Source organism: Clostridium polyendosporum, assembly GCF_018332455.1.
GTDB lineage: Bacteria > Bacillota > Clostridia > Clostridiales > Clostridiaceae > Clostridium_AY > Clostridium_AY polyendosporum.
Genome location: NZ_BOPZ01000001.1, coordinates 84,387 through 98,856 on the forward strand (window position 1 = coordinate 84,387; position 14,470 = coordinate 98,856).

The following is a 14,470-nucleotide window of genomic DNA, read 5'->3' on the forward strand; positions in this document are numbered from 1 at the left end:
ATATTATTTAGGGAAGAAGTTTTTTGAATTTAATTATTCACCTAGAGCTTTTTCTAAGCATACTGAATTTGACTTCTTCATTTTCAGGTAGAATAAAGCAGAGAAGAATAATGCTACGGCTAATCCTACAACATTAGAAAATCCTGCCTGTAATTTAAAGCCTTCTTTTGCTTGAAGAATATAGCTTATGCTAACTGCAGTCATAAATATTGCAGGTAAAGTTGTAAGCCAGTGATTCTTTTCCTTTTGATATAGGTATACAGAGCATGCCCATAGTGTTACCATTGCATATGCCTGAGTAAGCCATGTCATATATCTCCATAAAACGGGAAATTCAACAAAAGTTAAAAATACTGCAATAGCAAACATAGGTATTGCTAAAACTAATCTGTTTTTAATTTTTTCTTGAGGATATTTAAGTATTTCAGCAAGGGCTAATCGTGCACTTCTAAAAGCTGTGTCTCCAGTAGTAATAGGGCAGAAAATAACTCCTAACAGAACTAGTACACTTCCTGCTGGGCCTAATAATGTTCTTGTTATTTCGAATACTGCCCCAGCTGGACCTGCTTTTCCAAGTACTATTTTGCCTAAACCAGGAACTCCACCATAGAAAGCTAATCCTGCTGCTATCCAGATTAAAGCTACAACTCCTTCAGTAATCATTGCTCCGTAGAATACTTTTCTTCCATCCTTTTCGTTTTTTAGGCATCTTGCCATCATAGGAGATTGAGTTGCATGGAAACCTGAAACTGCTCCACAAGCAATAGTAATAAACATCATAGGCCATACGGATACATTTTGAGGATGTAAATTGGTTAAAGATAATTCTGGTATAGAGTATCCTTTAAATATTATTGATCCACCTACTCCTATGGCCATAAAGAAAAGTGCTGCTCCAAATAGAGGATAAATCTTTCCAATTATTACATCGATAGGAAGAATAGTAGCTAAGAAATAATAAATTAAAATAACAAAAATCCAAAACATTACCCCGAAAGTATTAGGTGTTAATTGTGCTAATAGCTTAGCTGGTCCAGCTATGAAAACTACTCCTACAATAACACAGAAAAATACTGTTAATACTCTCATAAATTTTTGTACTGATTTACCAAGGTACATTCCATGAATTTCAGAAAGTCCAGCACCATTATGTCTAACTGAAATCATACCAGATACATAATCATGTACTGCTCCACCTAATATACAACCGAAAATAACCCATACAAATGCAATTGGCCCAAATAACGCTCCTTGGATTGCTCCGAATATAGGGCCAAGTCCTGCAATATTTAAGAATTGTATTAGATAAACTTTCCAAGTAGCCATAGGTATATAATCTACGCCATCTTGCATTGCATATGCAGGAGTAGTTTTATCTGCTTCTGATCCAAATTGCTTCTCAATATATTTTGAGTAAAATAAATAACCTGATATAAGTATTAATAATCCCCCTAAAAAAGTATACATAACAATCCCCCTCATTTATTTAAAGTTAGAATATATAAGTTTATATAAATACTTATGAGATTCCATCTTTCCTGCTCTCTTTAAAGATTCCTGCTTCTAAACTTATCCATTTTAAAGCTTATTAAAATGGATAAGTTTAGAAGTAGGCGATTATTTATTATTATAATGGATTTAACTTTAATGTCAATGAAACGTTAATAAAAATATATTTAATTATATATTTTATTGATAATAAGTAAATTTTAAGGTGTATAAAATGATAAAATATCATTTGAATCCTTGTTGTAAAAGGGTTTATTCTGAAATGTTCTACTTGTTAACATGTGCAGCACACTTGTGGATGTAAAAAAGAGGTATAGTAAAACAAATTGGACTTTATTTTTAATATTTAATAAGTTTTTACAAAATAACGGGTTTTAAAAAATGTTGCTTTTACAATTTTTATGCTATAATCTTATTTAATACTTTTTTGTATATAGTATAAAAAGCCTAATATAAAATCACTTTGTTGTATAGAGTTTTAATTTTGTTCTTTTAAGAATGCATAAGTTTAATCTTTAATGAATTTTAGAAAACAGTTTCGGTGTTTAATGCTTTTTTTAAAATTCTAAATTTAGCAATGAACTTATGTATCTAAATTATAAATAAACTTAAATCTAAACATATCTAGGAGGAGAAGCAATTGAGTAAAAATGTAAATATCGATTGGAGTAATTTAGGATTTTCCTATATAAAAACTGATTTTCGTTATGTTTCAAGATGGAAAGACGGTAGTTGGGATGAAGGACAATTAGTTGAAGATAATCAACTTACTATAAGCGAGGCCTCAACTGCTCTGCACTATGGGCAACAATGTTTTGAAGGATTAAAAGCATATAGGACAAAAGATGGCAAGATTCAACTCTTCAGACCAGATCAAAATTCTAAGCGTATTAATAACAGTTGTAGACGTATATTAATGCCTGAAATACCAGAAGAAAAGTTTATTGATGCATGTATTAAAGTAGTTAAAGCAAATGAACACTATGTACCACCATATGGAACAGGCGCAACTCTTTATATTAGACCCTTCGTTATAGGTGTTGGAGATAATATTGGAGTAAAAACAGCTCCAGAATTTATATTCTGTGTATTCTGTATTCCAGTAGGACCTTATTTTAAAGGCGGATTAGCTCCTGTTAATTTTATAGTTTCTGAATATGATAGAGCAGCACCATATGGAACGGGTGGAGCAAAGGTTGGTGGAAACTATGCAGCAAGTCTTTATCCTCATGAAGTTGCTGCAAAGAAAGGTTTTGCAGATTGTATTTATCTTGATCCAGCTACCCATACAAAAATAGAAGAGGTTGGAGCTGCTAATTTCTTTGGAATTACAAAAGATAATAAGTTTATAACTCCACAATCTCCATCAATTCTTCCAAGTATAACTAAATACTCATTACTATACATAGCAAAAGAATATTTAGGAATGGAAACAGAAGAGGGAGACGTTTTAATAGATAATTTAGATAGATTTACAGAAGCAGGTGCTTGTGGTACTGCTGCTGTAATAACTCCTATTGGAGGAATAGAGTATAAGGGAAATCTTCACGTTTTCCATAGTGAAACGGAAGTTGGACCTATAACTAAGAAACTTTACGATACTCTTTATGGAATTCAGTTTGGAGATGTAAAAGCTCCAGAAGGATGGATTGTAGAAGTTAAATAATTTATATTTTTATATAAAATATAAAGCTTGCTAAATTTAGTATTTTTAGCAAGCTTTTTGTTTATTTATAAATAAGGTTATAAGCATCTATATAGATACACAACTTCATAACTGAACTTATAATTCTGGCTATACAAGTTCATATTGAATTAAGAATTTTAGGAAAAGTATTGAATGCCGAGACTATATGCTGTCATTTCACGAAGTGAAATCTGACTAAGGCTAAAAGGGCTCGATGCTCTTTTAATGTTATTTGCCTAAAATCCATTAAGGATTGAACTTATATATCCTAGAAAAAGCATTGTATGTTGAGGCTATTTTCATGAATTGTTTAAAGATTGAAGTTGTTTATCTTTAATAATAGGGTAAGTAAGTTTATGCTCAATAAGGTTATGTTCTATACTTTCTTACATAATCTCCAAAGTTCCAAGTGCTTAAAAATTGTCTGGCAGTATTATACCCCTCTTCAAATAGTCTTAAACTTTCTTTTTTAGTTATATCAAACTGAGTAGTTGTAATACCAAGAGTAGGAATAGACATAGTTCTTACGGCATCTTTATCATTAAGATACACTTCTTCATTTCTTTCAAGTACTGTAGCAATAATATCAAGCAAATATGAAACAAAAGTTGTTTTGTCTGATGATGTACAATTCTTCTTGCTAGTAAAAAATTTAAATCCAAAGGTAGGTCTTTTAGGAATTTCTTTAACATCAAAAATCCAAATTGGAAAATTACTTAGTAACCCTCCATCTACAATAAAACTAGTGCATTTATCATATGTAAGCTGTACTGGATTAAAGTAAAAAGGAATACTGGTGCTCATTCTGACTGCTTTAGCTATCTCAAATTCCATAGGATCTATGCCATATTTAATTATATCGTCTGGAAGTATTAACATCTCCCTTTTAATTATATCTGAGGCAATAATTTTAAGTGGTGATTTCCCTTTTACACTTATATCCTTAAATTTTATTTTTCCTTTTGCATTTAAAAGTTCATTTAACCAATTTTCAATATAATTTCCACAATAAATACCCTTATATTTAAATAGTCCAAGCGTCTTTCCAAGCAAAGGAATACTTTGAATTTTATTTTTATCTAAAAACTTTTTATAGTTCAAATCAGTAATAATTTGTTTTAATTCGCTACCTTTATAGCCTACTGCTAGAAGCGAAGCAACTAAAGCTCCTGCTGAAGTTCCAGCTAGTTTTCCCCATGTATAACCTTGTTCCTCCAGATAACAAATTGCGCCAACGAATCCTATTCCCTTAACTCCGCCACCCTGAAAAATAGCATCAGCTTTCATTAAATCATCCTTATTCAATTATTATATTTTACTTAAAAAGATAAAAAGGTGTTTTCTCTAAATAAATCTTACTATTATAATATGCTGACATCGAAATTTGTGAGAATTTTTTAATCAATAACCATAGTTAACCACAAATTAACTTTAAATAACATAACCATAAATTTAACTTAACGTTTATCTTGTAGTATATATTTGTAATTAGTTGCAGATAAATCTAGACTGGATAATTAAAAAATTTATTCTGTAACTAAAGGTAACTAAGTTCATTATAAATGAATCCTAGAAAATAATCGTAATTTTAATATTTTAGTGGACTTATTTATTTGCAGTAATTTATTGTTATGGGGTTTAGGAGGAAAAAATGGTTAAAAAGAAATTGATCGGTGTAGTTTCGTCTATAGTTTTATCATCATTCTTAATTTTCACAGGATGTACCAACAATGGTAAAATTCAAAGTGTTGCAGGTTCTAATGAGTTTAAAGGGAAAAATCCAAAATATGTTTTCCTATTTATAGGAGACGGTATGGGGATGACTCAAATTAATTCGGCAGAAATTTATTTAGGAAACAAAAAAGATAGTAAGGTGCCAAATGTACAAAAACTTAATTTTACTCAATTCCCAGTAGAAGGTATAAATACAACCTATGCGTCTGATTCATTTATACCAGATTCTGCTTCAGCAGGCACAGCTATAGCTACAGGAAATAAGACTTCTGATGGTGTTATAAGTATGGATCCATCAAAAAAAGAAAAATATAAATCTATGGCAGAGATAGCAAAAGAAAACGGAATGAAAGTTGGTATAGTATCTAGTGTTTCGTTAGACCATGCAACTCCAGCGGTATTTTATGCTCATCAGCCTTCAAGAAATAATTACTATGATATAGAGATAGAGCTCGGAAAAAGTAATTTTGATTATTTTGCAGGTGGTGGATTTAAACAACCAACTGGCAGTGATAAAAATAAGCCAGATGCTTTTGAAGAGGCAAAAAAGAACGGATATAAGGTAGTTAATACAAAAGACGACTTTGAAAAACTTGATTCTAAAGATGGAAAAGTAATAGCTATAAGTCCGAAGCTTGATAGTGAAAAAGCTATTCCATTTAGTATCAATAATGATAAAGAGGTTATATCACTTGCAGATTTTACTAAAAAGGGTATTGAGGTTTTAGATAATAATAAAGGATTTTTTATGATGGTTGAAGGCGGAAAAGTTGACTGGGCTTGTCATGCTAATGATGCCGCTTCATCTATAAATGAAGTTATAGGTTTTGATAATTCTATTGTTGAAGCTATGAAGTTTTATGAAAAACATCCTGATGAAACATTAATCGTTGTTACTGCTGACCATGAAACAGGGGGATTTTCAATAGGGTTCGCAGGAACAGGATATGAAACATTCTTTAATAAGTTATCAAATCAAAAAATTTCTTATGATGAATTTACAAAAAAGATTGATGAATATAGAAAATCTCATACTCAAGAAAATGCAAAAATTGAAGATCTATTACCTTTAATAAAAGAAAACTACGGACTTGAGGCTATAGATTCAAGTGTTAGAGCGGATTTAGAAACAAAAGTTAAAGCTGGAGATGAAGATGCAGCTGAAAAACTTGGTATGGTTCTTAACGATAACGATATTAGTTCTCTTAAAGAAGCGTTAAAACAGAGTATGATTGATCCAAAGGCTAGAACTAAGGATGAACAATCAAAATTATTATATGGTGGATATGATCCTGTAACGGTTACTCTAACTCATATATTAAACAGCAAGGCAGGAATTGCATTTACATCATATGCTCATACAGGAGTACCTGTTGGGGTTTATGCTAAGGGTGTTGGTCAGGAGATGTTTGGTGGTTATTTTGATGATACGGATTTAAATAAGAAGTTACTATCAATAATGGGAATTTCAAAAAAATAGTGAATAAGTAAATTTGAACAAGCATCGAACCTGCTTGGATTTAGTTAGATTTCACTTTGTAAAATAGTTGTACATAAAAGCGAGATAGATTTTGTCTCGCTTTTATGTAAATAGGATTAATTAAGAAAGATTTATATTTACTATAGTTCCCTGATGTGTTTCATTATATATTTACTTACATTAATGGGATGGTGATTTATGTTAAAAGGATTAATAAAATCAGAGAGTATATTTGTAATTATCCTTGTAATTATAAATATAGGGCTGCTTTTTTTACCAACTAATTTTGAAAAAAGCGGTAATGGTAGCATACCAAGTAAGGCATTGGTAATTGGTATAGATAATAATCAAGTTGAGCAAAGAGGTATAGTAAAAACAGGAGTTCAAGAGGTGAAATTAAAAATATTAAATGGGCCCTTTAAGGGACAAGAAGTATCCTCTCCTAATAATCTAAAAGGACAACTTGAATTAGATAAGATGTTTAATGTTGGAGATAAAGCGTTAGTAGTTATTGATCATGCTGGTGATAAGTTGATTTTCGCTAATGTTATAGATCACTATAGAATTAACATAGAAATAATACTATTTATTATTTTTATAGCTCTGTTAATAATCTTTGCTGGCTGGACGGGCGTAAAATCGGTTATATCATTTGTTTTTACTTTACTTATGATATGGAAGATACTTATTCCTGGTTTTCTTAAAGGATGGAATCCTGTTATACTAGCGCTTGTTGTTGTTACTATATTAATTGGAGCAACTACTTATTTAGTAGCAGGGCTTAATAGAAAAGCTCTAGTTGCATTTTTAGGAGCTTTTTCTGGCATAGTACTAACATGTATATTTGCATTATTTTTTGGTAGATTTTTTAATATTCATGGTGCAATAATAGCTTTTTCTGAAAGTTTGCTTTACTCAGGATATGCTAACTTGGATCTTACTCGTATATTTTTGGCCGGAATATTTATAGCATCTTCTGGAGCTATAATGGATGTTACTATGGATATTTCTGTATCAATGCATGAAGTTGTGCTAAAAAAACCTAACATATCAACCAAAGAGGTTATTAAGTCAGGGTTTTCTGTAGCTAGGGCTGTAGTAGGAACAATGACTACAACACTGCTCTTAGCATATTCAGGTGGATATACAGGAATGCTCATGGTATTTATGGCTCAGGGAACACCTTTAATAAATGTTTTTAATATAACTTATGTAGCAGGGGAGTTTTTACACACTATAATTGGAAGTTTTGGTTTGGTTCTGGTAGCGCCATTAACTGCTATTCTAGGTGGGATATTGTATACACAACCTAATTATATAAAGTCTCTTGAGGGTGAGATTCAAAAAGAAAATGTTGATTTACTGGATATATCTGCAAGGGTATTATAGAATTTAGAATTGATAATCTTATTATATAAAATATTAGACAAATTTATTGTTGTACTGCAATGATAAATATAAGTAAATGATAAAGGGATTTTTTAGGCAAGTTACCGTAGGGGAGACGGTAATTTGCCTTTTAACGTAATATAGTTATTCAACTCTATTTTTTTGAGTATATAAAGTCTAAATACCTGGGGTTAATGCTGATTATTTAAATAATGATATGTTTAAAGAAATAACAAATAGAAAACTAAAAAGATATAATTTAAAATTGATCTAGAAAAGAGGTTTAAAAAACGTGTTTTTAGTATATAAGTAATTAATAACATATAAAAAGAGGTGTTGACCTTGATCAAACGTATTTATATAGTATTTCTTTATTCCCTATTAGTAGCTTTTCTACTAACCTTTACAGAAAATACAAATATACTTAATAGTGAGCTGGTAAGAACACAAAACCTAATAACAAACGATTCCTACCGTACAGGCACTAGAGTAGCTTCTGAAAGTAAGATAAAATCTGCACCTGAAGTACCTTCTAAACTTACAGAATCTTTGATAACTGTTAAAGAAGTAATTGATTATTTAGGTACTGATGCTGATAAAACAATTGAGGAAGCACATAAAAATCTTATTAATTTTAAAAATTTAATTGAAAAAAATAATGGAAACGTGATTGCAACACTTAATGAAAAAAATTACGATGCATTCCAGCTCAGTAAACCTGTAAAAGAATACGATATAGAACTTTCACGCTGGGGAATTTATAATGATGGTACTCACCCTAAAGAAAATTTAAAAGGATTAAATTCTGCACTAGCATGGGCTTCATCAAATGGATATAATAAAATACATTTAAAATCTGGCACATATTTAGTAGATGTGGGATTACCTGAATGTGCAGGAACAAAAGGTATTACTATCCCCAACAACACAGAATTTGTAATGGATTCAGATACTATTATTAAAGCAGAAACTAATTCATCTACTGCATATCATATTATATATATTGAAAATAAAGAAAATATAAAAATTACTGGAGGTCAAATTATAGGAGATAAAGACACTCATTTTTACGGTGTTACTTCAGGATTTGAGAAAGGTTCTTTAGATAACAGAGGAAATCTCATTAAAGATAATACTAAAATTAGATCACCACTTATAGATGCAGATGCTTATCCCGGAACCTTGGGCAGCAGTTATGGAGTTATTCGAGCTGTTGCAACAGAAAATGTTAAAGTACCTAAATTTGATATATTCTTTTATGACAGTAAGAATAATTTTAAAGGAGCATCATATAATCAAGTCTGGGGCTCAGTAAAATATCCTACTGGTGTTACCAAGTTTAGGTTTGTTTTATCTCAAAATAATACAGATGATGTTAAAGTTACAATAAAAAATGGTACTTATTACACTTATGAAGCTGGAATTGGAATACAAGTAGTTAGTTCAAAAAATATAGTCATTAAAAACGTTACCATTTCTAATATGACTGGAGATGCTATATGCGTTGGAGGAAGATATGTAGATGGATCTACATACAAACAACATCCAATATCTTATGATGTTATTGTTCAGGATTGTCATTTATTCAATTGTAGAAGACAGGGCGTTACAATAGGGGGAGTTGCTAATATGACTGTTGCAAGATGTTATATACATGACATCAGGGGAACAGCTCCTCAATTTGGTATAGATATCGAAGGAGATATATTTAAAAATGAAAACATTACTATAAGAGGAAATTTTTTTGAAAATAATGGGGCTGGAGATATAGTTAACTGTGATGGTAAATATGTAGATGTTCAAAATAATTTACTAACAGGAACTGTTGGGTTAAACGTTGGACAGAATTTAACTCTAAAAAATAATATCTGTCTAGGCACCTGGATTATGAATATCAGTACCTTAGATTGTAAAGATAATACTATAGAAAATAATATTTTTGTTAATGGTTGGATAAGACCAAATGTATCATTAAATACTAAAATTATTAATAATAAAATGATTGAAGGAAAAATAACTTTCAACGGTGAAAATATTTTACTAAAAGGGAATTCAGTATATTCTTCTGGAAAAAAAGATAGTGGAATTGGAATATGGAATGCGTCTGGAATGGCAGATAATAATAAACTCATTGGATGTGCTATAGGTGGAAGTATACTGCCCACAAATTCTTTTACTTGGAACAATTTAAATATTAAAAATTACAAATATATAAGTATACCACCAGGAAATTATATTAACTGTACTTTTGAATCAGGTAGCAATACTGTAGGACTTTATACAGCAGATGTAGGGTTAAGTTCTGATGGCGCATACTCATTTAACAACTGTAAATTTATTGAATACAAAAGAAGTGCTTTAGAAAGTGGAGCTAGTAATTTAAATCTTAAAGTAACCAACTGTACCTTTCAAACATCCAGTAGTGGAAGAGCGGCCTTAAGTTTTCCAAAAGGAAAATCTTTAGAGTTTTCTAATAACACTATTAATATTACTCAAGCAACTAAATACACAAAAGGAATAGACTTATTAGCTAGCTGTAATGCAATATTCTCAAACAATACAATAAATATGCCAGAAGGAAATCATATAGGAATTGATACAGCTTCTTCAAGTGGAACTGCTAAAATCACAAATAACAAATTAACTAATTGCAAATTAAATACTAAAGATTCTGATATTGTTAATTAAACAACTCTCCATGATACTAATAGGTTGATTTTAGTCAAATTTCACAAGTGAAAGAGGGAGAGGGTATACCAAAAGTATAACTTTTAGGTTTCTTATTTGCTACTATTTCACAAAGTGAAATTTGGCTAAAATTTAATACGCTTGATGCCTGCGCAGCTTTATTATTTATATAACTACTAAGAAATAAAGTTTTATATTTTTAATTTTAATTCATATTAAATAAAAATAAAGACTACTGGTACTTTTCCAATAGTCTGAAAGAAATAGAATTATTCAACTCTATTTCTTTTCTCATTATTCAAAAATGCAGCTATGTTCTTAGCAACCTCAGACAATAGTCTTTCTCTTGCCTCAATACTAGCCCATGCAATATGAGGTGTAATTATAAGTTTTTCTTTTCTTGATATATTAAGAAGAGGATTTTCTTCTTTTATTGGCTCATGAGATAGAACATCAAGACCTGCTCCCCAGATTTTATTCTCATCTAGTGCTTTGGCTAATCCTTCTTCATCTACTATACCTCCTCTTCCCATATTGAGAAGTATGGAAGTATTTTTCATTTTGCATAATTTTGTATAATCAAGTAGTCCTTTAGTTGCTTCATTTAGAGGAGAATGTATAGATACTATATCGCTTTCCTTGAGCAGTGTTTCAAGGTTAACTCTTTCAAAGTCAGTACTAGTATTTTTACCTGAGGTCGAGAAATAGATAACTCTACATCCAAAGGCTTTAGCGATTGATGCAACATTTCGGCCTATTTCTCCAAGTCCTATTATTCCCCAAGTCTTACCACATAACTCCCAGAATGGTTTGTCAAGGTTGGTAAATAAAGGACTTTTGGAATATTGATTGCTTTTTACGTATTCATCATAATATTTTAAGTTTTCAAGAATATAAAATAAGCAGGCAAAAGTGTGTTGAACTACACTATTTGTTGAGTAACCTGCAACATTAGTAACTGCAATCCCCATTTCTTTTGCGTAGTTTAAATCCACGTTATTTGTTCCAGTAGCAGTTATGCAAATAAGTTTAACCTTTAAAGCATTAGCTAAATTAAATCTATCTAATATGACCTTATTTGCCAGAATAACATCTGCATCACAAATTCTCTCACCAACTTCGTGTGGTTCTGTTGTTCCATAAGCTATAACTTCTCCAAACTTTTCTAATAAACTTAGATCAGCGTCATCTCCAAGGGTTTTAGAGTCCAAAATAACAATCTTCATATTATCACCTCAAAACTTTATTTTTAAAATAAATTAATTACATTATAACATTTATGTGAATTATAAGGCGTATATAAAGGCAAAATATTACCATAAAGTGTATTAAAGTAGGAGTTGATTTTATTATGAAGAAAAATAATAAACTTCCAATTGTTTATTTAGTAATTATTATAGGAGTTATTATATGGTCAATTATTACACCAAGAAGTTATTTAGTATGGTTTCTTGAATCTATGCCTGTTTTAATAGGGTTGAGTGTTTTAACTTTTACATATAAAAAATTTAGATTAAGTAATTTTACTTATACGTGGATATTTATAGCTTTTATTATTATGTTAATAGGAGGGCATTACAATTATAGTGAGGTGCCTTTATTTACATGGTTAAAACAGAAGATGTCTTTAAGTAGAAATCATTATGATAGGGTAGGTCATGTTATAAATGGAATAACCACATCTGTTCTTTTTAAGGAAGTGCTTTGGAGAAGAGGAGTAATTAGGAGAAAAGGATGGCTCTATTTTATTATATTTTTAATGTGTCTTGGTGTAAGTGCTACCTATGAGATTATTGAATTTCTTGTGGCATTTTCAGTGAGAGGAAAAGCTGATCCTTTTTTAGGAATGCAAGGAGATGAATGGGATTCACAGTGGGATATGTTGATAGCTTTCAGTGGAGTTATCTTATCTAACATATTCTTTGGAATAAAATATATAGATACAGATTATCGTTAAATAAGTGAATTAATAGTTTGGTTTTTAACAGTAAGAAATCTGTAGATACACAAGTTCATAACTGAATTTAAATTCAAAAAAGTATAGGAATTTAGATTGTTTTAAATTTTCTTTGAAAGTAGTGCTTGTGTATCCTTAGTTCATGTATGGCATAGCGATATTATGAATTTTTATATATTATTAAATATTTTTTAACGAATTATTATCAGAATGATTTTATTAATAAAATATAAATAATTTATAGATAAAATATTGTATTATTTGAAAGTGTGTATTAAAATAAGTTCTGTAAAAACTTCATAGTTCGGATGAAGGTAATGGGAGAGCGATGATGCATAGTATCATCCACCGAAGAAGTAAATCTTTCAGGTGCCTATTTTTATAGGTGGTGACCGCTACTGGACGAGCCTCTGGAGAGACTCTTATGAGCACCGAAGGAGAAAGCCTAAAGGCGAAACTCTCAGGTAAAAGGACAGGGGATAGATAATATTTCTTACAGAGGTCAGGTATTGCTATTTTTACTATCGGTATCATTAATATCATTTTTGTTACTATCGATAGCATTATTTATCTGGCTTTTTTGATTATCTTTTTCTATTTCTGTCCCTAATTATTAAATATTTTAATTATTATGGAGGGATAATAGTGGAACAAATTATTAATGTGCTTAACAAAATTGATTCTATTGTATGGGGACCAGCTCTACTAATTTTATTAGTTGGAACAGGTATCTATCTAACTGTACGTCTTGGATTACTTCAAGTATTTAAATTACCTTTAGCTATAAAATTACTTTTTGCTAAAGATGATGATGATAATGGAGATGGTGATGTTACAAGCTTTGCTGCATTATGTACAGCACTTGCAGCTACTATAGGAACTGGAAATATCGTTGGTGTCGCTACAGCAATTAAGATGGGTGGACCAGGTGCTCTTTTCTGGATGTGGATGGCAGCTTTCTTTGGAATGGCTACTAAATATGCAGAAGGACTACTAGCAATAAAATACAGAGTTACAGACAAAAATGGTCAGATGTCCGGTGGTCCTATGTATTATATTGAAAAAGGTCTTGGAATAAAGTGGATGGCTAAATTGTTTGCTTTATTTGGTATCGGTGTTGCTTACTTTGGAATAGGAACATTTGCTCAAATTAATTCTATAACACAATCTGTAAATGTAGCATTTAATGTTCCTGTTGTAGTTACATCAGTTATAATAACTATATTAGTTGCTCTTGTAACTCTTGGAGGTATACAAAGTATATCTAAAGTATCAGAATTAGTAGTACCTTTCATGGCTATTTTTTATGTAGTAGGATCAGTAATTATTTTAATTTACAATGCTTCTGTACTTCCAGGCGCAATAGCTCTAATTATAAAAAGTGCATTTACTCCTGCTGCTGCGGCAGGTGGATTCTTAGGAGCTACAGTAAGACAGGCTATTCAAAATGGTATTGCAAGAGGGGTTTTCTCTAATGAATCAGGACTTGGTAGTGCACCAATTGCAGCAGCTGCTGCTAGAACTAAATCTTGTGTTCGTCAAGGACTAATATCAATGACAGGAACTTTCTTTGATACTATTGTTATATGTACAATGACTGGTTTAGTATTAATATCCACAGGTGTATGGAACTCAGATCTTCAAGGAGCTGCAATGACTAATCAAGCTTTTACAGTAGGGTTACCAATACCTGTTATAGGTAAGCTTATAGTAACTATTGGACTTATATTCTTTGCATTCACAACAATAATAGGATGGAACTATTATGGTGAAAGATGTACTGAGTATTTATTTGGAGTAAAGGGAATAAAGCCTTATAGATATATATTTATATTCTTAGTTGCTATAGGAGCATTCTTAAAGCTTGATTTAGTATGGATATTAGCTGATATTGTAAATGCATTAATGGCAATTCCAAACCTTATTGCTTTAATAGGATTAAGTGGAGTTATAGTAGCTGAAACTAAAAGCTATTTTAATCAACAAAAACAAGATAAAAAAAAAGCTGCATAAGATAAGATAGATA

The 14,470-nt window shown here is 30.7% G+C and carries 9 protein-coding genes and 1 riboswitch; of the genes, 6 read left to right on the forward strand and 3 right to left on the reverse strand.

Annotated features, from left to right (window positions below; genetic code table 11):
• Positions 1-33 precede the first annotated feature (33 nt).
• Complete coding sequence (locus CPJCM30710_RS00350; protein ID WP_212902172.1) at positions 34-1,467, reverse strand: carbon starvation CstA family protein; 1,434 nt, start codon at positions 1,465-1,467, stop codon at positions 34-36.
• A gap of 682 nt (positions 1,468-2,149) precedes the next feature.
• Here CPJCM30710_RS00350 and CPJCM30710_RS00355 point away from each other — a divergent pair.
• A complete protein-coding gene (locus tag CPJCM30710_RS00355; RefSeq protein ID WP_212902173.1) occupies positions 2,150-3,175 on the forward strand; it encodes a branched-chain amino acid aminotransferase in 1,026 nt (341 codons plus the stop codon).
• A gap of 390 nt (positions 3,176-3,565) precedes the next feature.
• On the opposite strand, the gene CPJCM30710_RS00360 is transcribed toward CPJCM30710_RS00355, so the two are convergent.
• Positions 3,566-4,483, reverse strand: coding sequence for a patatin-like phospholipase family protein (locus CPJCM30710_RS00360; protein WP_212902174.1), 918 nt, complete (start codon positions 4,481-4,483; stop codon positions 3,566-3,568).
• Positions 4,484-4,847: 364 nt separating this feature from the next.
• Here CPJCM30710_RS00360 and CPJCM30710_RS00365 point away from each other — a divergent pair, with 364 nt between their 5' ends.
• From CPJCM30710_RS00365 to CPJCM30710_RS00375, 3 genes are all read left to right on the forward strand, one after another.
• Complete coding sequence (locus CPJCM30710_RS00365) at positions 4,848-6,410, forward strand: alkaline phosphatase (protein WP_212902175.1); 1,563 nt, start codon at positions 4,848-4,850, stop codon at positions 6,408-6,410.
• A 198-nt stretch (positions 6,411-6,608) separates the two neighbouring features.
• Complete coding sequence (locus CPJCM30710_RS00370; protein WP_212902176.1) at positions 6,609-7,799, forward strand: YibE/F family protein; 1,191 nt, start codon at positions 6,609-6,611, stop codon at positions 7,797-7,799.
• Positions 7,800-8,141: 342 nt separating this feature from the next.
• Complete coding sequence (locus CPJCM30710_RS00375; RefSeq protein ID WP_212902177.1) at positions 8,142-10,487, forward strand: right-handed parallel beta-helix repeat-containing protein; 2,346 nt, start codon at positions 8,142-8,144, stop codon at positions 10,485-10,487.
• A gap of 269 nt (positions 10,488-10,756) precedes the next feature.
• Here the strand turns inward: CPJCM30710_RS00375 and CPJCM30710_RS00380 are convergent, their stop codons facing one another.
• Positions 10,757-11,713, reverse strand: a complete 957-nt coding sequence (locus CPJCM30710_RS00380; RefSeq protein WP_212902178.1) for a D-2-hydroxyacid dehydrogenase — start codon at positions 11,711-11,713, stop codon at positions 10,757-10,759.
• A 125-nt stretch (positions 11,714-11,838) separates the two neighbouring features.
• On the opposite strand from CPJCM30710_RS00380, the gene CPJCM30710_RS00385 reads away from it, so the two are divergent.
• Both CPJCM30710_RS00385 and CPJCM30710_RS00390 read left to right on the forward strand, forming a co-directional pair.
• Positions 11,839-12,444, forward strand: a complete 606-nt coding sequence (locus CPJCM30710_RS00385; RefSeq protein ID WP_212902179.1) for a DUF2238 domain-containing protein — start codon at positions 11,839-11,841, stop codon at positions 12,442-12,444.
• A 400-nt stretch (positions 12,445-12,844) separates the two neighbouring features.
• Positions 12,845-12,930, forward strand: a riboswitch (glycine riboswitch).
• A gap of 168 nt (positions 12,931-13,098) precedes the next feature.
• The gene (locus CPJCM30710_RS00390) at positions 13,099-14,457 is read left to right on the forward strand and encodes an alanine/glycine:cation symporter family protein (protein WP_281413941.1); all 1,359 of its coding nucleotides are present in this window, start codon (positions 13,099-13,101) and stop codon (positions 14,455-14,457) included.
• Positions 14,458-14,470 lie beyond the last annotated feature (13 nt).

What these genes read in the sequence shown, in the direction of transcription:
- CPJCM30710_RS00360 (WP_212902174.1), bottom strand. Translation starts at nt 4,483, where the DNA reads ATGAAAGCTGATGCTATTTTTCAGGGTGGCGGAGTTAAGGGAATAGGA.
- CPJCM30710_RS00370 (WP_212902176.1), top strand. Translation starts at nt 6,609, where the DNA reads ATGTTAAAAGGATTAATAAAATCAGAGAGTATATTTGTAATTATCCTT.
- CPJCM30710_RS00365 (WP_212902175.1), top strand. Translation starts at nt 4,848, where the DNA reads ATGGTTAAAAAGAAATTGATCGGTGTAGTTTCGTCTATAGTTTTATCA.
- CPJCM30710_RS00380 (WP_212902178.1), bottom strand. Translation starts at nt 11,713, where the DNA reads ATGAAGATTGTTATTTTGGACTCTAAAACCCTTGGAGATGACGCTGAT.
- CPJCM30710_RS00385 (WP_212902179.1), top strand. Translation starts at nt 11,839, where the DNA reads ATGAAGAAAAATAATAAACTTCCAATTGTTTATTTAGTAATTATTATA.
- CPJCM30710_RS00350 (WP_212902172.1), bottom strand. Translation starts at nt 1,467, where the DNA reads ATGTATACTTTTTTAGGGGGATTATTAATACTTATATCAGGTTATTTA.